The organism is Paenibacillus sp. J53TS2 (genome assembly GCF_018403305.1).
Taxonomy (GTDB): domain Bacteria; phylum Bacillota; class Bacilli; order Paenibacillales; family Paenibacillaceae; genus Fontibacillus; species Fontibacillus rhizolycopersici.
Map to the genome: position 1 here is coordinate 311,734 of NZ_BOSK01000005.1, position 19,582 is coordinate 331,315.

The 19,582-nt window shown below is 53.8% G+C and carries 12 protein-coding genes; 5 read left to right on the top strand and 7 right to left on the bottom strand.

Annotated features, from left to right (window positions below):
• Positions 1-104 precede the first annotated feature (104 nt).
• The 6 genes from mmsB to KJS42_RS13740 form a co-directional block, all read right to left on the bottom strand.
• The gene (gene mmsB / locus KJS42_RS13715) at positions 105-1,268 is read right to left on the bottom strand and encodes a multiple monosaccharide ABC transporter permease (RefSeq protein WP_213623172.1); all 1,164 of its coding nucleotides are present in this window, start codon (positions 1,266-1,268) and stop codon (positions 105-107) included.
• Positions 1,269-1,272: 4 nt separating this feature from the next.
• Positions 1,273-2,802, bottom strand: a complete 1,530-nt coding sequence (gene mmsA, locus KJS42_RS13720; protein ID WP_213623173.1) for a multiple monosaccharide ABC transporter ATP-binding protein — start codon at positions 2,800-2,802, stop codon at positions 1,273-1,275.
• 91 nt (positions 2,803-2,893) lie between these two features.
• The gene (gene chvE, locus KJS42_RS13725) at positions 2,894-3,988 is read right to left on the bottom strand and encodes a multiple monosaccharide ABC transporter substrate-binding protein (RefSeq protein ID WP_213623174.1); all 1,095 of its coding nucleotides are present in this window, start codon (positions 3,986-3,988) and stop codon (positions 2,894-2,896) included.
• Positions 3,989-4,139: 151 nt separating this feature from the next.
• Positions 4,140-5,399, bottom strand: coding sequence for a response regulator (locus tag KJS42_RS13730; RefSeq protein WP_244868476.1), 1,260 nt, complete (start codon positions 5,397-5,399; stop codon positions 4,140-4,142).
• Positions 5,378-7,333 (bottom strand): cache domain-containing sensor histidine kinase, encoded by a 1,956-nt coding sequence (locus tag KJS42_RS13735; protein ID WP_213623175.1) that lies wholly within the window; start codon positions 7,331-7,333, stop codon positions 5,378-5,380. The genes KJS42_RS13730 and KJS42_RS13735 overlap by 22 nt, the downstream gene beginning before the upstream one ends.
• Positions 7,323-8,321, bottom strand: coding sequence for a substrate-binding domain-containing protein (locus KJS42_RS13740; RefSeq protein ID WP_213623176.1), 999 nt, complete (start codon positions 8,319-8,321; stop codon positions 7,323-7,325). The genes KJS42_RS13735 and KJS42_RS13740 overlap by 11 nt, the downstream gene beginning before the upstream one ends.
• Positions 8,322-8,542: 221 nt before the next feature.
• On the opposite strand from KJS42_RS13740, the gene KJS42_RS13745 reads away from it, so the two are divergent.
• The 3 genes from KJS42_RS13745 to KJS42_RS13755 all read left to right on the top strand — a co-directional run bounded on the left by KJS42_RS13745 (position 8,543) and on the right by KJS42_RS13755 (position 14,445).
• Positions 8,543-9,589, top strand: a complete 1,047-nt coding sequence (locus KJS42_RS13745) for a tellurite resistance/C4-dicarboxylate transporter family protein (protein WP_213623177.1) — start codon at positions 8,543-8,545, stop codon at positions 9,587-9,589.
• Positions 9,590-9,697: 108 nt separating this feature from the next.
• Positions 9,698-12,247, top strand: coding sequence for a beta-mannosidase (locus KJS42_RS13750; protein ID WP_213623178.1), 2,550 nt, complete (start codon positions 9,698-9,700; stop codon positions 12,245-12,247).
• Positions 12,248-12,519: 272 nt separating this feature from the next.
• Positions 12,520-14,445: an LTA synthase family protein gene (locus tag KJS42_RS13755; protein ID WP_213623179.1), complete on the top strand. Its 1,926-nt coding sequence runs from the start codon at positions 12,520-12,522 to the stop codon at positions 14,443-14,445.
• Between the two features lie 67 nt (positions 14,446-14,512).
• Here KJS42_RS13755 and KJS42_RS13760 read toward each other — a convergent pair whose 3' ends face one another.
• Positions 14,513-14,932, bottom strand: coding sequence for a hypothetical protein (locus tag KJS42_RS13760; RefSeq protein WP_213623180.1), 420 nt, complete (start codon positions 14,930-14,932; stop codon positions 14,513-14,515).
• Positions 14,933-15,127: 195 nt separating this feature from the next.
• On the opposite strand from KJS42_RS13760, the gene KJS42_RS13765 reads away from it, so the two are divergent.
• Together KJS42_RS13765 and KJS42_RS13770 are read left to right on the top strand one after the other, a co-directional pair.
• A complete protein-coding gene (locus KJS42_RS13765) occupies positions 15,128-15,787 on the top strand; it encodes an MOSC domain-containing protein (RefSeq protein WP_155606788.1) in 660 nt (219 codons plus the stop codon).
• A gap of 225 nt (positions 15,788-16,012) precedes the next feature.
• Positions 16,013-19,522, top strand: coding sequence for a copper amine oxidase N-terminal domain-containing protein (locus KJS42_RS13770; RefSeq protein ID WP_213623181.1), 3,510 nt, complete (start codon positions 16,013-16,015; stop codon positions 19,520-19,522).
• The last annotated feature ends 60 nt before the right edge of the window (positions 19,523-19,582 follow it).

Below are 19,582 nucleotides of genomic sequence, written 5' to 3' on the forward strand. Positions count from 1 at the left end.
ATCACCTGCTTATGGAAAAAATAGGTGCATAATCCTGCCTCCCATTATACTCCGGCATGGGTGCGTATACAAAAAGGGCCCTCGGTTTCCGGAGGGCCCTAGGTTTAATTCGTCTTCGACTTATTATAAATATCAAAGGCGACGGCAAGGAGCAGAACAAGACCTTTGATCCCTTGCTGCCAATCGACCCCGAGACCGATGAGCGACATGCCGTTGTTCATGACGCCCATGACCAGACCGCCGATAATGGCGCCGATGACGGTGCCAATCCCGCCGGAGGCCGAGGCGCCACCGATAAAGCAGGCCGCGATCGCGTCGAGCTCAAAGTTCGTCCCGGCTTTCGGCGTCGCCGAATTGAGGCGGGCGGCGAAGATCAGTCCGGATAACGCGGCCAAGGCGCCCATGTTGACGAACACCCAGAACGTCACCTTCTTCGTCTTGACGCCGGAGAGATTGGCGGCCTTCTCATTGCCCCCAAGCGCATAGATATGGCGTCCGGCGATCATTCGGTTCATGACGAACGAGTAAATGATGATCAGGAAGAACAAGATGATCAAGATATTCGGCAGCCCGTTATAAGTGGCCAGCACAAAGGTAAACACGTTGATGATGGCAACGAGCAGCACGAGCTTGGTTACGAACATCCAAATCGGCGCTACCTCGAACTGGTATTTGATCTGGGTCCGGCGCTCCTTCCATTCCTGCCAAATCAGGAGGAGGGAGAGGACCAGGCCAAGGAGAACCGTCAGGGTGTGGAGGCTGCCGCCGCCGAACCAGTCGGGAATAAAGCCGGAACTGATCCGCTGGAACGATTTCGGGAACGGCGCGATCGATTGGCCGCCCAGCACGATCATCGTCAAGCCCCGGAACAGCAGCATCCCGGCTAACGTGACGATAAAGGCCGGTATTTTCACATAAGCAACCCAAAATCCCTGCCAGGCGCCGATCAATCCCCCTATCACCAAAGAGATGATAATGGCTAGGAACGTAGGCAACTGAAGATCGACCATCATGATGGCGGCCAAAGCCCCGATGAAGGCGGCGATGGAGCCGACGGATAAATCGATATGTCCTGTGATGATGACTAATACCATCCCGATGGCTAACACTAGAATGTAGCTGTTTTGCAAAATCAGGTTCGTAATATTAAGTGGCTTCAACAAGATGCCGCCTGTCAAAATTTGAAACAGCACGGTAATGAAGATTAAAGCGATAATCATACCGTACTGGCGGATGTTTTTTCTGAAAATCTCGCTAACCGCTTGCATCGGTCTACCCCCTGCCTCGAGTCATTGATTTCATCAGTACTTCCTGGGTGGCGTCCTCCCGTCTGACTTCTCCGGTGATCCGGCCTTCGCTCATGACGTAAATGCGGTCGCACATCCCAAGAATTTCCGGAAGCTCCGAGGAGATGAACAAAATGCCCTTGCCTTCGTCCGCCAACTGGTTGACGATCGAATAAATTTCGTATTTGGCTCCGACATCGATGCCGCGCGTCGGCTCATCAAGAATCAGAATTTCCGGCTGTGCGTAAATCCACTTGCTGAGAACAACCTTCTGTTGATTGCCGCCGCTCAGGTTGACCGTTTTTTGCAAAATGCTCGGCGTTTTAATGTTGAGCTTGCTCCGGTATTCCTCGGCGACCCCTACTTCCTCGCGTTCGTCGATGACACCGCGACGGGAGAGCTTCCTTAACGAAGCCAATGAAATATTGCGTTTGATATCATCGATCAGAACCAATCCGTATTGTTTACGATCCTCCGTGACATAAGCGACGCCATGCTTGATCGCTTGACTGATGTCATTAAACCGCACCTCTTTACCATGCAAGAAGAGTTGGCCTTTTATATGCCTTCCGTAGGAACGGCCGAATAGGCTCATCGCCAGTTCTGTCCGGCCTGCGCCCATTAAACCGGCGATCCCGACGATTTCCCCGCGGCGGATATTCAGGTTAATGCCGTCCAGCACTTTGCGATCCTCTTGCTGCGGGTGGGTTGCTTCCCAGTCCCGCACCTCGAAGATCACCTCGCCGATCCGGGGAACCCGCTCTGGATAGCGGTGGGTGAGGTCACGGCCAACCATGCCCTTGATGATAAGATCCTCGGTCACCTGATCGGCTTTCATATCCAAAGTCTGGATCGTCTTGCCATCGCGCAGAATCGTGATCGAATCGGCGACTTTGCTGATTTCGTTCAGTTTGTGCGAAATGATGATAGAGGTGATGCCTTGTTTCTTCAGCTCGAGGATCAGCTCCAGCAGGTTTTCGCTGTCGTTTTCATTCAAGGCCGCTGTGGGTTCGTCCAGAATCAGCAGCTTGACCTGTTTGGACAACGCTTTGGCGATCTCCACCAACTGCTGCTTACCGACGCCGAGTTCTAATACGTGAGTGGCCGGTGATTCATCTAAACCAACGCGTTCCAGCAGCGCTTTCGTTTTGACCGTCGTTTCGTTCCAATCGATTAGCCCACGTTTGCTTTGCTCATTACCGAGAAAAATGTTCTCCGCGATAGAGAGATAGGGGATCAGCGCGAGCTCCTGGTGAATAATAACGATCCCTAGCTGTTCGCTTTCCTTAATGTCCTTGAATTCGCAGACCTTCCCTTCGAACAGGATCTCGCCTTCATAGGAGCCGTGAGGATATACGCCGCTGAGCACTTTCATTAACGTCGATTTACCGGCCCCGTTCTCTCCGCACAGGGCATGAATTTCCCCGGAGGTTACCTTTAAGTTGACATTGTTCAGCGCCTTGACGCCCGGGAAGGTTTTCGTAATGCCCCTCATTTCCAAAATCGTGTTGCTCATTTGCGCCACCTGGCCTTTCGCTCATGGTAAGGGCATAGCGACGGCCGCCCCAATCCGCGTCCGCCGCTATGCCAGTCACCGTAAGTTGATGTTAGAGTCCCAGATCCTCTTTGGAGTAATAGCCGGTATCGACAAGCGTCTGTTCCACGTTGTCCTTGTCGACCGAAACCGGTTCGAGCAGATAGGATGGAACGACTTTGACGCCGTTATCGTAGGTCTTCGAGTCGTTGACTTCGGCCTCTGTGCCTTCCAGAATGCTTTGGACCATGGAGACTGCTTTTTTCGCCAACTCGCGCGTATCCTTGAAGACGGTCTGCGTTTGTTCGCCGGCAAGTATCGATTTGACCGAAGCCAGCTCAGCATCCTGGCCGGTCACGATCGGCATCGACTTGCTTCCGGAGCCGTAACCAACCCCTTTGAGCGAGGAGAGGATGCCGATGCTGATCCCGTCATAAGGGGAAAGAACGGCGTCAATGTTCTCCGTGCTGTAATGGGCGCTCAGCAAATTGTCCATGCGGGCTTGGGCGGTGGCGCCGTCCCAGCGCAGGGTAGCGATTTGCTCCATTTTCGTTTGTCCGCTGCGCACCACCAGCTTACCGGAATCGATGTAAGGCTGTAGTACGGACATGGCGCCGTCATAGAAGAAGTAGGCGTTGTTATCATCCGGCGAGCCGCCGAACAACTCGATGTTGAACGGGCCTTTGCCGTCCTTCAGGCCAAGCTTCTCCTCAATGTAGGAGGCCTGCTGCACGCCAACCTTGAAGTTGTCGAAGGTGGCGTAGTAGTCGACGTATTCGCTGTTCATGATCAGCCGGTCATAGGCAACAACCTGGATGCCTTGGTCGTGGGCTTTTTGCAGGACGTCGGTCAAAGCGCCGCCGTCGATAGCAGCAATGACGAGGACCTTTACACCTTTGGTGATCATATTTTCGATCTGCGACACCTGGTTTTCGATGACGTCTTCCCCGTATTGCAGGTCGGTACCATAGCCAAGCGCCTTAAACTCCTTGACCATGTTGTTGCCGTCGTTCACCCAGCGTTCGGACGATTTCGTGGGCATGGCGATGCCGATCGTTCCCTTTTTGCTCTTGCCCGATCCGCTGCCACCGTCGTTTCCGCCATTGGCGCAAGCCGCGAGGGCCAATACCATTGCCAGTGCAAGTAAAATGGCCGTTACCTTTTTCAAAACCGATTCCCCCTATACCTGAAATGAATGCGTTTACAGTAGGGAGTATAGCAATCGATGGGGGAGGTCGTATTTACAGTGAATTGACTCTTTTTATAAAAATCGTACCTTTGTGGAGGTTGGGGGGGATTTATATATCTCAGGGGGAGCGTTACTCCCCCTGAGCGTCTTCGCGTCCAAACGCGCCTTTGCGGTATTGCAGCGGGGAAAGGCCGGTCGCTCGCTTGAACGCCGTGCTGAAGTAGTGCTGGGTTTCGTAGCCGACTTGTTCAGCGATCTCACCGATCGTCAGGTCCGTGGCATTTAACAGCCGGGTCGCCCGGCGAATGCGAAGCTGCGTCAAATAGCTGTTGAACGTGGTCCCCAGCTCCTGTTTGATCATGCGGCTCAAATAAGCGGGGGAAGACTGCAAGGCTTGCGCCATCGCTTCCAACGTGAATCCGCTATCGCCGAAATGCTCCAGCATGTACTGCTTGGCCCGGCGCACCAGCGGCGAAACGACGGTTTCTCTCATCACGGCGGATTTGGCTTTCCGGTAAACGGCAGGGAGCCCTAGTACGTCGCCGGTAGCCTCGGCCAAGTGAACCTCGGCGGCAATTTTCAAGTGGGTACGAACCAAAGTTTCGATGCGGTAAAAATCGGCTTCGGCTTCCAAGCTCCAGAGCAGGATGACGATGAGGCCGAAGGGATCCCGGAAGATCGTCTTGGGGTAAGGGGCGAGCACCTCGGCCGCGATATTATCGACGGCAAATCCATAAAGCTGTCGATCGTCCTCCTTGAGGACAGCGGCGGAGCTCGCCGACTCTGGCAAACGGATGACACCCAGCCAATCGGGGCAGGCATCCGGCAGCTTCAAGAACTGCAATTGCTCGGCGATTTCCGCGGCGGTCATCCCACCGTCTAGCCATTGCTGGCAGAATCGCTCTCTTAGAAGCGGGTAGCTGCGCGTAATCTGCCGGGAGGCCTCCTGCCACTGTTGCTGTCTGGACGTCTCTTCCTCTAGTTCTCCGCGAACTTGGCGCAGCACCTTCGCCAGCTGCGCGGGATTGGCCGGCTTTAGAATATAATCCTTCACCTGAAGCCGGATCGCCTTTTGCGCATATGCGAACTCGTCATGACCCGTGATGATGACGATTTTGCAATCCGGCAGTTGTTCGCGGACCCGTTTCATCAATTCGATGCCGTCCATGATCGGCATGTTAAGATCGACGAGCATGATATGGACGCCATGCCGGATAGCTAACTCCAGGGCTTCCTCGCCATCCTCCGCCTCGGCGGCTACGGTAAGGCGCATGCCCTCCCAGTCGACGCTGTCGCGGATACCTTCGCGGATAATTTGCTCATCGTCGGCGATGAGCACCTTCCAGCGGAAATCGGATAATGCTGCGTTCATGATTCGCTCCTTTCCCATCGGGCGGGTTCCTCCCGAATGATAGGGTGGGTGACGGTAACGACCGTTCCACGGCCTACTTCGCTCTGGATCGTCATTCCATATTTGGCGCCGAAGGTCAATGCGATTCGGGCTTGCACGTTCAGCATCCCATAACCCTGGCCGACGTCACCTGCGCCGGATGAGCCTATCGGTTCAAGTCCCTGTTCCCGTCCATCGGCGGCAACCGCGGCTTGGAGGTCCTTTTGCAATTGGGCCAGTTTATCCGGCGGGATTCCTTTCCCGTCGTCCCGGATAGAGATCACCAGCATGCCGCCGTCTTCGACCGCTTCGATCACGACATGGCCCGGTCCTCGGCGTTCCTTGATTCCATGGTAGATGGCATTCTCTACGATGGGCTGAAGGATCAGCTTCAAGACATAGACGCCGCGAATTTCCGGGGCGATATGCAAAGCGTATTCGAGTTTGTTTTGGTAACGGACATGTTGAATTTGCAAGTAGCTACGGACATGCTCGATTTCATCATTCAGCGGGATGATGTCATTCCCTTTGCTGAGTCCGATTCGGAATAGCTTGGAGAGGGACTCCGCCATTTCTGCGATATCCTCCGCTCCTTTGCGGCGGGCCATCCAATGGATCGTATCCAGCGTATTGTACAAAAAATGCGGTTTGATATGCGCCTGTAAACTCCGCAACTCCGCTTCCCGTTTTTGTCGCTCCTGCAGTTCGGTTAGAGAGAGCAAGCGGTGAATTTGCTGCAGCATGGCATTGAATCGACGGCCGAGCAGGCCGATTTCGTCGGTTCGGTCGCTCCAGTGGCGAATCGTCAGATCCCCGGATTGCGCCTTCTGCATAAAGGAAGCCAATTGACCGATCGGCCTGGAAATCGTATGGGCCAAATAGAAGGAGGCCGTCATCCCCAACAGGCAGACGACAAAAACAAAGCTAACCACGTAAAAGCGAATTTCCCGCATTTCGGAGGCGGACTCCGCCATGGAAAATACGCCGACGGTCGTCCAGTTCGTAAACGGCGAGTGCCGGTAAATGAATTGCAGCTCGCGTCCGCCCATTCGCTCCGCGTAGGTTCCCGAAGCGTCCTGGCTAAGCCGCTCCAGCGGGACACGGTCGATGTAGGGATCCGGCGGGGCATAGATCAATTCGCCGTTTCCGTCCACCACCGTTAGATAGCCCGTTTTCCCCAAACGGACGTCCTGGGCGGTCTCAGCGATGACCCGCAGCTTGAGGTCGATTAATACGACACCTTTCACCTGCTGGGTCTCGGGGTCGAGAATCGCCCTTACGGCCGAAACGACCTCGCTGTCCTTGTAGTTCACATGCGTGGTCACGTTACGGCCCCGCGGATGGCCGATAATCTTAAAAATTCCTTTATTGCGAACCGCCTCTTGATACCACTCTTCCCGGGTCAGGCTTCCATCGGTCCTGGCATACATTTCATTGCTGATGTAGTCGCCGCGGCTGTTGACAATCAGCACCCCCGCGACTTCCGAATACAGGGTGGTAAAGCCCTGAAGGAACTTGCGAATTTCGTAGTGGTCGGCTTCGGCTTCAGCTACGGTTCGCGGTTGGGCGTCCGTGCTTCCAGTGAGGCGAGGTTCCCCGCCAGACGGTGTCGTTGAACCGTCTATCCCCATATCAGTGCGGCCCTCGAGGAACTGCAGCACCTCCGGGTTAAAGGAGATAAAGAACGTCATGTTTTGCAAATTTTCCACATAGGTCTCCAGCGACCGGTTGACCTTGCCGATGAGCTGAAGCGTATTGTCCGTGATCTGGCGTTCGATGATGCGGTCGACGGTCCAATTCGTCAGCACCCCCAGGCCGATGGAAGGCAGGATGCTGATCAGCAAAAAGTGAACGATTAATTTATAACGGATCGGCAGATTGTTAAGCGAAAAATCGCGGAACTCCCAGGACCGTTTTCCATACCTATTTCGCATAGTAATCATTCACATTCTGCCGCGTAACGACGGTGATGCCCGTATCCAACCGCTGCGGGACGCGGGGTCCGGGATGCTGGGATCCGTCCGGATCATGCTTCAGCGAAAAGAGCAATTGCAGCGACCAGTACCCCATATTCCAGGTTCCCTGGGCCATCGTGGCGGAGATGTCTCCGCTTTTGACCAAGTCCAGGGTGCCTTTATCGGTGTCAAAGCTGATGATCTTCGGACCGGAGGAGGTCAAGCCATATTCACGGACCGCCTCCGCAACGCCGATGCCACCGTTGGCTTCGGTGGTGAAGATGCCGGCGATCCCGGGGATATCTCGCAAAATCTCTTCTGCCGACTGCCGGGAGTAAAGCTCGTCGCCTTTTCCGTTTTTTATCGCGGCGATGTGCATGTCGGGAAACTCCTTTGAAACGGTGTCCGCAAAGCCGTCTGTGCGCTCCTGGTGATTTTGCTGATCCGGGACGGTCACGATCGCCACCTCGCCGCGTCCGCCGGTGAGCTCGGCCATTTTTCGTGCAGCCTCAATTCCGGCGGAGTAATTATCCGTACCGAGGAAGGAAAAGGCTCGGCTACCCGGGGCGTCGGAATCGAATAGAACAACGGGGATGCCGGCGTCAACCGCTTTATTGATCGTGGCGGTGAGCTCGGTCGGATGGATGGCGGAAATGGCAATGCCAGCCGGTTTTTTGGCGATAGCTTGCTCCAGCACCGTGATTTGCTCGTGAATGTCGCGCTGGGTGGAGCCGCGGTATTCCACGGAGACGTTGAGCGCTTGGGCCGCGTCCTCAAATCCTTTCAACCCGCTTTTCCAATAATCGATCCCCCTTTGAAACGTCACCATCACGTACTTCTCGTCGATGGATCCCTGCATGCCTCCGGAATTCCATTGGTCGTTTAAACGGGTCTGCGAGCGATAATCCAGCACGTATAACGCAAAACAGGCAAATAACAGCAAATATACAATCCAAATCTTCTTCATATGTAACCCCTTTCATGAGAACGTTCCAAAAAAGAGATGGACTTCGACATCATCATACTATGATTCGCCATAAAAGATAATGATGTAATTTAGGAGATCCCTCGGGTTGGGGTTAGCAGAGTCACAAAGCCGTAGATTCTCATCGTGCTAAATTGAAATTAGGTTTCTCGTTGGCTGGTAAGCACCGGGGGCTGAGTCTTTTGAGGCAGGGATGGATAACAATGTGGAAGACAATTGAACAGAAAATTGAACGTTTATTTCCGGGGTATTTCTCCATGGCGATGGCGACCGGAGCCTTGTCGATTGCGATGAAGTTGCTGAAGATTCCGCTTGCTCCCGAGATTCTGCTATATCTGAACACCTGCATTTATATCACGTTGTGGATCCTCACGTTGATTCGCCTAATCCAATTTTTCCCGCGAGTGCGGGCCGATTTGACGAGCCATAGCCAAGGTCCCGGTTTTTTTACCTGCACGGCAGCGACCTGCGTATATGGCAGCCAGTGGGTCATTGTGGCGCATAACGGTACGATATCGACCGGGTTGTGGTTTTTTGGCATTTTGCTTTGGGTTGTTATTATGTACACCTTCTTTACGGCCGTTACCGTGAGAAAAGAAAAGCCGTCTCTGGCCGAGGGGATCAACGGTGCGTGGTTAATCGCCGCTGTCGCCACCCAATCCGTTTCCATTCTGGGTACGCTGATCTCATCCTACCTAACGGAGGGGCGTGAGGTCGTGTTGTTTTTTACGCTATGCATGTATTTGCTGGGGTGTATGCTTTACCTGAATATCATCACCTTAATATTCTACCGGTTTACCTTTGTCGATCTGAAATATGCTGCGTTGACCCCGCCCTATTGGATCAATATGGGCGCCGTTGCGATTACGACCCTGGCCGGCTCCACGTTGATGCTGCATGCTGAAAAATGGCCGTTTTTGACGGAGTTGATCCCCTTTTTGCGCGGATTTACGTTGTTCTTCTGGATTACCGGCAGTTGGTGGATTCCGTTATTGTTTATTCTGATGATATGGCGGCACGCCTACCATCGTTACCCTTTGACGTACGACCCCCAGTTTTGGGGAATGGTGTTTCCGTTGGCCATGTATACAACCAGTACGTATCAGTTGTCACAGGCATTGAAGTTGCCGTTCTTGGTCGCGATTCCGCGCGTCATGATCGTCGTTGCCCTGACGGCTTGGGTCGTTGTAATGACTGGTTTTCTCCATCACCAGGTGCGCTCGTTCCGATGGGAGGGGAAAACGAGATGACAATAACAAGATCGCTCCTTGTTGAGTGAAGGTGAATAACAAAAATATAACAAGTTGCATCTAAATTAGTATATAATAGAGCATAACTTACGACTTCATGGAGGGCTTATGAACAATCATAACTATGCGATCCAACATTGGAAATTCAAGGCTTGCGACGAAAAGGAGTGGAAGCCGGCCCGAGTACCGGGCACGGTGCATACGGATCTGCTCAGCAACGGGCTCATCTCCGATCCGTTCTATGGAACCAACGAACATGACCTGCAGTGGATTGATCGAAAAGATTGGGAATACGAGGCCTCCTTCGATTTGGATGAGGTTTGGTTCGCTTTGCCGCAAATTGAACTCGTCTTTGACGGCTTGGATACGTATGCCGACGTAACGGTCAACGGGGTACACGCCTTGTCGGCCGACAATATGTTCCGCGTCTGGCGAATCGATGTGAAGCCGCTTTTGCGCCAAGGCACCAACACAATTGCCGTTCGCTTCCGCTCGCCGATCGCGGAGGATTTGCCCAAGCTTGAGAAGCTGGGTTACGACCTCCCGGCGTCGAACGACCAATCGGAGCTGGGCGGTTTAGGCGACCGCCGGGTCAGCGTGTTTGCCCGTAAAGCACCGTATCATTACGGTTGGGACTGGGGGCCCCGCTTCGTGACCAGCGGAATCTGGCGCGAGGTTCGGCTGGAAGGATGGAGCGGTCCGGTGATCCGTGACCTGCACATCCGCCAGGACCGCGTGAACGCCACGGCTGCAGAGCTCACCGCATTGGTTGAGATCGAAACCGCCGAGCGCTGGGAGGGCCAGCTACGGTTATCCACCGGCGAACTGGGTTGGATTCGTTCGGTTGCTTTGGAACCGGGAACTCACATTGTGGAGGTGTCCGCAGTGATCAACCAGCCGAAGCTGTGGTGGTGCCGGGGGCTGGGAGAACCGGCGATGTACCATTTCCGGGCCGAGCTCGTCGTGGTGGGCGGGCAGGAAACGGTCGCTCAGGCGTCCGTCCATACCGGGCTGCGTGACATCAAGCTGGTTCGGGAGAAGGACGCTGCCGGAGCTTCCTTCCGATTCGAGTTGAACGGTGTACCGGTGTTCGCCAAGGGTGCAAACCATATCCCGAACGACAGTTTTTTAACGGAAGTAACGGACGAACGCTATCGCCATGAGATTGCCTCAGCAGCTGAAAGCGGTATGAATATGCTTCGCATCTGGGGCGGCGGCATTTACGAGCAGGACATTTTTTACGAGTTGTGTGATGAATACGGGATTCTAGTTTGGCAGGACTTCATGTTTGCCTGCAGTATGTATCCGGGCGAACCAGGGTTTCTGGACAGCATTGCCCGCGAGGCGGAGGACAACGTCAAACGGCTGCGGAATCATCCAAGTATCGCATTATGGTGCGGCAACAACGAGATCGACTCGGCGTGGGCTCATTATGAGGAAGATGGGGGCTGGGGATGGAAGAAGGATTACACCTCGGAGCAGCGTGAGAAGCTATGGGCCGATTACGAGGCAATTTTCCATCGCATCTTGCCGCAGGTGGTGGAACGTCATGGCGGCGGTGTGGCCTATTGGCCGTCTTCGCCGCTCCGTGAGCTGATGGGGGATGCAAACCAGCATGCGCTTCAAGTGACCGGTGAAGGCGACGTCCATTACTGGGGCGTGTGGCATGCCGTCGAGCCGTTCGACAACTATAATCACCGAGTCGGTCGATTTATGAGCGAATACGGCTTCCAGTCCTTCCCGGAGCTGAAATCGGTGCTAACCTATGCCCCGGAGAGCGAGCTGGCGATCGAATCTGATATCATGCTGGCTCACCAGAAGAACGGCCGCGGCAACCAGTTGATCAAGGAATACATGGATCTTTATTTACCCGCGCCAAGGGACTTCAAATCATTCCTGTATATGAGCCAGGTGCTCCAGGCCGAAGCAATCCGTACAGCGATTGAAGCGCACCGCCGCAACAAGCCTTACTGCATGGGAACGCTGTATTGGCAGATGAACGATTGCTGGCCGGTGGCGTCCTGGGCGGGGATGGACTATTACGGACGCTGGAAGGCACTGCAGTATACGGTTCGCAGAAGTTACCGCGACTTGATGCTGGTGATCTACGAGCCGGAGGAAGGTCCGATCTCGGTCAACCTCATCTCCGATCTGCAGAAACCAGTGGGAGGTCAGCTACGGTTATCGCTATACGACATGCATGGTGCCTTACTAAAAAAACAGGTGTCGGAAGTTCGCGCAACTGCGGATTCGGTTGTTGAAGCCGCCGCGTTCACTCGGGAAGAATGGCTGGAAGGCCGGGATCCGCGCCAGGTCGTATTGCACGCCGTTCTGGAAGCGGACGGGCATGAAGTAGACAGCAAATCCTTTTATTTCGTATCCGACAAAGAGCTTTCGTTGCCGCAGGCGAACATTACCCTTCTGGAGGAGGACGGCAGTGGTGGCAGCCGATATACCCTGGTAAGCGACGCCTTGGCACGCCAGGTGTGGATTTCGGCGGAAGAGGAGGGGATCTTCTCCGACAACTACTTCGACCTGATCCCAGGCATTCCGTTGACGGTGGAGTTCCGAAAGCGGGGCGGTGAGGGCAGCGCGGAACCGTTTGTAGCGGGGCATCCGGGCAAGCTAATCGTTCGCTCCATGGCTGATTTCGTGTGAATTCGACTCTGGATTTTACCGTGTTATAATAAACGAATAGAAAATCGTGTGTTATTAGAGGATGTTCAAAAAGTCGTCTTCCCATGACGAAGTAGTTCATGGAGTCAAACCGACATCGAATCTTGAATTCAGCCGGGCCTTGCGTTGCTCACGTAGATCTGTCTACGCTCCGCTACTCAGTCCCTAGCTTCATTCAACCTTCTCGGTCCTGAAAACCCCGACTTTTTCAACTCGTAATTTATGTAAACACGGGACCAATCTGGAGAAAAGAGATGGGAATCATACGTAACTCAAACCGAATTCATTTTATTGCAACGTTCGCGCTGATCGGTGCGAAGCTGTTATTGCTGCGTTATTTTTTCTATGGAAGTATTGGAGCTCAGGGATTACCCGGCGAGTGGCTGTCGGTGCTGGCGCTGCTGTGTCTGGTTGAGCTATTAACGCCGATCAAGGGCAAATGGGGGGCGTATCTCGGATTTAACTTTGCCCTATCCTTCATCCTGTTTGCCGCAACGGTGTATAATGCCTATTTTGGTACGGTACCTACCTATGCGGTGCTAAGCGGGTTAAACCAGGTGCCTGAGGTTAAGGCGAGCGTAGCCTCGTTATTGCGGCCTGAACAATTTCTGTATTTCATCGACCTGCCGGTGTTGATTGCGGTGCGTATCCTCCGGGCGGGGCGGCGTCGCCGGGCTTCGCGAGGATTCCATCTGTCGGGAAGCCTCAGCTTCCGCACGGACCGGCCGCGCGCCTCGTTGATGTGGAAGGTGGGAGTTGCGTTCGTCCTGATCGTCAGTCTGATGCTTTCCGGGCTGTACATCCGTTCGGGGAAGAGCATCGATAACGAACTGGTGCGGGCCGAAAGCGTCGGGTTCTTTAACTTCCAGGTCGATGCGGCAATCCGCGACCAAGAGGAGGAGCGGATGATCGCGGAAGGCAATTTGCAAGAGACGGCAGCCAAGGTCCGTCAGCTCCAGAGCAGCTATCCTTACCAAGAGGTAGCGGCAACGGGGGATCCGGCATACTTCGGCGCCGCCCAAGGGATGAATCTGATGATCGTGCAAATGGAATCATTCCAGAACTTCCCGATCAATCTCAAGCTGAACGGTCAAGAGATCACACCTGTGTTGAACGGTTTAGCGAAGGAAGGCTTCTACTTCCCGCACGTGTTTCAGCAAATCGGACCCGGCAATACGTCGGATGCCGAGTTTATGTCCAATACGTCGATTTATCCGACGGCCGCAGAAGCGATGTCGACCGGTTACGGCGATCGGCAGATCCCAAGCCTTCCGCGCTTGCTGCAAAGTCGCGGGTACACGGCAAACACGTTCCACATCAATAAAGTGACTTTTTGGGACCGCCATAAAATGTACCCGGCGTTGAACTTCGATAAGTATTATGACAAGCCGTATTATACGAACGATCATTTTAACGATTTTGGAGCCTCTGACGAGGAAATGTACCGGGTTGGCATGGAAAAGCTGACGGAGCTGACAGCGCAGAACAAGCCGTTTTACGCCCAGTTTGTCACCACTTCGAGTCATAATCCGTTTGTGGTGCCGAAGGACCGCCGCCATTTCGATCTTCCGGCGGACATGGAAGACACGATGCTCGGGAATTACATCGAGGCAGCCAACTATACTGATTACGCAATTGGGAAGCTGATCGAACGGTTGAAAGAAACGGGTCTGTGGGAGAACACGATGCTGGTACTTTACGGAGATCACTTCGGCCTCCAGGAGAAAGACGTTCCCGCGAAGGAAATCAGCGAGAAGCTGGGGATCGCTTACGACGAGCGGATCAGCCGATTCAACATCCCGCTGATCATCCACATCCCAGGACAGCAGCACGGCCAGGTGGTGGAGCGTGCTGGCGGACAGGTTGATATTTTGCCGACGGTAGCCAATCTCCTTGGCATTTCGCTGGAAAAGGAAGGGTTTACCGCGTTTGGGCATGACCTGCTGAATATGGACCGCAACGTGGTTGGAATGAGGTATTATCTGCCGACAGGCTCCTTCTTTAATGATGAGGTCATGTTCGTGCCGGGAGCCGGCTTTGGCGACGGTACCGCGATCTCCCTGGACTCGCTGCAGCCGGTTGCCGATATCGCGTCGTATCGCAGCGATTACGATTACATTACGCAGTTGATGAAGCTCTCCGACGAATACGTCAAGCTGCTCCCCAAGCGGGGAAAATAACCAAAGAAGGCCCTACCGGATACCGCAAGCGGTTATCTTGTAGGGCCTTCACTTTGATTTCGTCAGGTTAACCGAGGATGGTATACCTGGTTCGCGCGCTCTGTGCCACGAGTGCCGGGAGCTCCTGCAACTGAAGTTCATAAGCTTCTTGGGTTAAGCTTCCTTCGTTCAAGCGTTTCTGCAACTGCTCCTGCAGCTGTGCGACCTGCAGCCGGATCACCCGGTCCGCGTCTTGACCACGGGATTCGGCGATGTCCGCCAACGACACGCCTTCTAGCAAGGCGTCGTAGACCTCCTTGTCGGAGGCAGCGCCGAGAAGTCCGTTAAGCTCGTCCTCCGGACGCTCCGCATGATTGCTAGTGCTGGATTGCTTAGATGGATGAGCCGCATAGGCCAGGCTGGTCAAATACCCGGACATACTGGGATTTATGGTAATGACGAGGGCCATCGTACCGAGGATGACCACTTTTTTAAGTTTGAATTTCATGGATTGAATTCCTCTCTTTGAATAAGGGATAGACATGCGCGAAGCAATGATTCCTAGTAGTAATACGGATGAGCTGCCCTGTAAGTTTCAGTTGGCTGGTCGTCTCTTGGAATGTAGGGTGGTGTTGTCAGAGGTCCTCCCGTATAATGGAATTCAATATAAAGGTGATTTCGGAGCAGAGGAGTGCAATAGGAGATGGTAGAGCAAGTAGCGATCCGTTCGCTGAATGTAGGGAAGCCGATTGAGGTTGAGCATCAAGGCAAGACGGTCCGTACGGGGATTTTCAAAATGCCGGTGAAGGACGCGCTGCATCTATCGACGGTGAATTTTGCCGGGGACGCGCAGGCAGATCTCCGATTTCACGGAGGGCCGGATAAGGCCGTTTGCGTGTACCCCTTCGAGCGGTATGCCTACTGGGAGGAGCGGTTTGGGATCGCATTGGAGTTAGGGGCATTTGGGGAAAATATCACGACCGAAGGGATGCTCGAAGAGGAGATCCACATCGGCGACCGGTTTCGATTGGGCGAGGCCGTCGTTCAGGTTAGCCAACCCAGACAGCCCTGCTTCAAGGTGGGCGTTAAGCATGGCTTGCCCGAGCTGCCGCTGGAAATCCAGCAAACGGGCTATACCGGGTATTACTTCCGGGTTCTTCGTGAGGGGGAGGTTCGCCCCGGGGATCGGTTGGAGCTGATCGAAAGTCACTCGGCAGGCGTCACGCTGGCCTTCGCGAATCGCGTGATGCACCTGGACAAGGAGGATGCCGAGGGAATTCGGCGCGTTTTGGCCGTGGAGGAACTGTCGGACAGCTGGCGTGAAACGTTGAGCGCCCGGTTAGATAGGCTCGCGGGGGAATAGGTCCTCATGCTCAACCGCTTTCCCATGAGGGGGAGCGGTTTTTTTGCGCCTTTCGAATCAGTTGAGGGGGCTTCAGACCCGGGACTTCCGGGCTTCTTGGTTCAAGGCTAGGCGTCCAGGGGTAATTTTTTTATGCGACAGGAAAACATAGAAACTTTTACCTGAGATGATACGTCAAATGGGAAGAGTTATTTTTCTGTAGCTCTGTTCATGAGCATGGGGAGGATGAGATTTTTGAAAAAACTATGGGCTTCGCTCTTAGCCGCATTTCTAATCATACCAATGTTTCAACAATCGACGGCGCAGGCGGCTACGCCGATCAGCATCTACATCGATGGCAGCCGGTTGACCACTGATCAGGCGCCGGTTGTCATCAGCGGGCGGGTCATGCTGCCACTGCGGGCCATCTTTGAAGCGCTGGATGCTACGGTCAACTATAACCAGACGCTGCAAACCGTCACGGCCCAGAAGGACGGCACGACCATCGTGCTGAAGCTAAAGTCGCGTTCGGCTACGATCAACAACGACGCGGTGCTGCTCGACGTGCCGGCGCAAAGCATCAAAGGCAGAACGATGGTGCCCGTTCGCTTCGTCAGCGAGGCGCTAGGCCAGCAAGTCGGGTGGAATAACTCCACCAAAATCGTCACGATCAACTCCGGCTCGGGCACAGGCGGATCGGATGGCGGCAGCTCGGATCCTAGTCCGGTCGCTTACGTATCAGCCCGCGATGTGGGGAATAACGGGGACGGCCGGGATTTGGAAATCAGCTTCTCGAAATCCTCGAACGAATCGCGCGTTGAACAGTACCGCGTGATGATCGTGAAGTCCTCGAATGCTTCCGTCTTTAATCTGACGGCAGCGCAAAGGATCTCGTCGGCCAATTACACGTCGTTGTCGCCGTCGGGAACGGATCCGGTCGTGAACCTGTCTTCCGGTGCACGAGACGTCGATGGGGCTGCAATCCGTGAAAATCAATCTTACGTTGCCTATGTATTGGCCATTGGGAAGGGCAATAGCGCTAATGCGTTGTCGAATCCATCTCCGGCCATTACGTTGTCCAACGGCGCGGCCGTGGCCGCTCCAACGAACGTGAAGGTCAGTGACGTGAGCGATTACGGCGATGGCCGTGACTTGAGCGTCACCTTTACGCGGGCTCAGAACGAGAGCAGCATCGCTAACTACCGGGTGTTCGTCGTCAAGACGAAGGACGCCGGAAGCTTTACCCTGAGTACGGCGAACAACGTGCCAAGCTCGTATTCTACGGTCGTGTCCAAATCGGGCAGCGGTTCGACGCTGACCGGTCAGTTGGCTTCTTCCGCTCGGGATACATCCGGCGATCTGATTAAGAACGGTGTGTCCTACACCATTTTTGTGCAATCGGTAAGTAATAATTCTGGCTTCGCTAACAAATTGTCGTCCGCCTCTTCCGCGATCTCGCTTGCGATAGGCTCGGTCATTTCGCCGGTCATTACGAAGGTCGAAGACTGGAACGACTACGGCGATGGCCGTGACCTGCGCGTCAGCTTCAATCGAATTTCGGACGAAACGCGGATTGGCTCTTACCGGATTTTCGTCGTCAAGGCCAGCGATTATGCCAACTTCAGCCTGGCAAAGGCGAACGGAGTATCCAGCGCGAACTACACCCAGGTCAATAAGACGGGCTCGAACATCACATCGTATGCCTTGTCCTCTAGTGCGCGGGATGTGGATGGAGCGACAATTCGCAACGGCGTCAGCTACCGGGTGTTCGCCATGGCCGTGGGCACCGGAAATTATGCAGGAACGAATACATTATCCGCCGCTTCGAGCGCCATAACGCTGACGAACGGCAACACGGTGGATACGGTATCGAACGTCACCGTTGAAGACGTGAGTGATTATAACGATGGTCGCGACCTTCGGGTGACGTTTACCCGGGCTTCAAACGAGACGTACATCAGCAACTATCGGATTATGGTCGTCAAAACCTCGGATGCAGGCAACTTTACGTTGTCTAAAGCTAATAATGTCAGCAGCTCGAACTATACCACCGTAAGCAAAAACGGCTACACCCTTTCCACGGTCCTTAACTCGGGGGCAAGGGACGTCGACGGAGCGACGATTCGTAACGGGGTGAGCTATCGGGTGTTTGTTCTCTCGGTAGCCAGCAGCGGATATAACCTGAGTAACGCGTTGTCATATTACTCCTCGCCGATTACGCTGTCGTACAATGCGGTTGGTTCCATCTCGAATCTGAATGCCGCTGACGTCAGCGATTACGGTGACGGCCGCGACTTGTGGGTATCGTTCAACCGTGCCGCCGATGAATCGAATATCAGCCACTACCGGATCATGGTAGTAAAATCGGCAAACGCCGGTAGCTTTAATCTGTCGAAGGCGAATGCCGTATCCAGTGACAGATACACGTATATCAGCAAGGGCAACTATACGTTAACCGGTATCCTGGCTGCGGGGGCCAAAGATGTTGATGGAGCAGCGATCAAAAACGGCGTCAGCTACCAAGTCTTTGTCTTGTCGGTTGGCAGCAATGGCTATACAGGCAGCAACACGCTTTCTCCTGCTTCCAACGTCATTACGCTATCGGGAGCGGCTGTTGGGACGGCTTCAAATGTAGCGGCCAATGACGTAAATGATTTCGGCGATGGCCGGGATCTGCGGGTGACGTTTACCCGGGCCTCGAACGAAACCTATATCGGTCAATATCGTGTGTTCGTGGTGAAGGCATCGAAGTACGGAAGCTTTAATCTGAACGCAGCCAATTCGTCTAATTACTATACACCCGTCAATAAAAATGGGGTAACCTTGACCGCTGACCTTGGGGCAGGGGCACGAGATACCGACGGGGAGCTTCTCCGCAACGGTGTGGCTTATCGGGTTTACGTCCTATCGCTTGCCGTTAGCGGCGGTGGATCGAATGCGTTGTCGGGGGTTTCGAATGAGGTTACGTTGAATGACAACAGTTCCGTAGGTGCCGTTTCCGGTTTGTATGCTCAGTTGAACTCGAATTATAATGGCACATATAGCAATATCGTGGTTAGCTTTAATAAGTTGGCCAATGAGAATAACGTGGCTGAGTATCGGATTCTGGCGGTTCCGGTAGGAAACGCCGGCAACTATAAAATTTCCGATGCCAACGCTGTAACCCAACCAGACCGATACACATCGGTAGGAGTTCCGAATGCAAGTAACATTACGAAAACCTTGGATAAACCAAACGATGTCTACGGTAACCCGATCAACAAAGATACATCTTATCAATTCTTTGTATTGACGGTTGCACGGAGCGGAGCCAATAATTTGTCTGCGGCCTCCAATGCCGTTCAGCCTATTCTCAAAGCGGATAATATTGCTGTCGCACCTGTAACTCGGGTGAGTGCGGTAGCTAATGCTTCCTCCATAACGGTTGAATTTGATTCACCCGGTGATAGTCGTATTAGTTCGTATCGAATTCTTGTAGTTACCGAGGGCCAAACCCTTAACGTAGATGCGGCTGTCGGTCTCAAAGATAAGGGCATACAGGTGGCTGCTAATGGTCCGCTTACGGGCACGGTTAGCGTAGACGTTTATGATTCTCCGATTACTGCTCAGAGCTATAGGGTCTATATCCTGTCAGAACCGGATATGATTAATGCCAAGGGATATGCGCTCTCCAACCCAGTTCTGGTAACTGTTGCTCCAGCTGCAGCGCCAACGGGCACGGATCCAATTACATCTCCAACTCCAACTAATCCGTAACCAGAATCAAATCAACTCTATATTGATTAAAAAGAGCGGTTCGCCTAAAGGCGCCGCTCT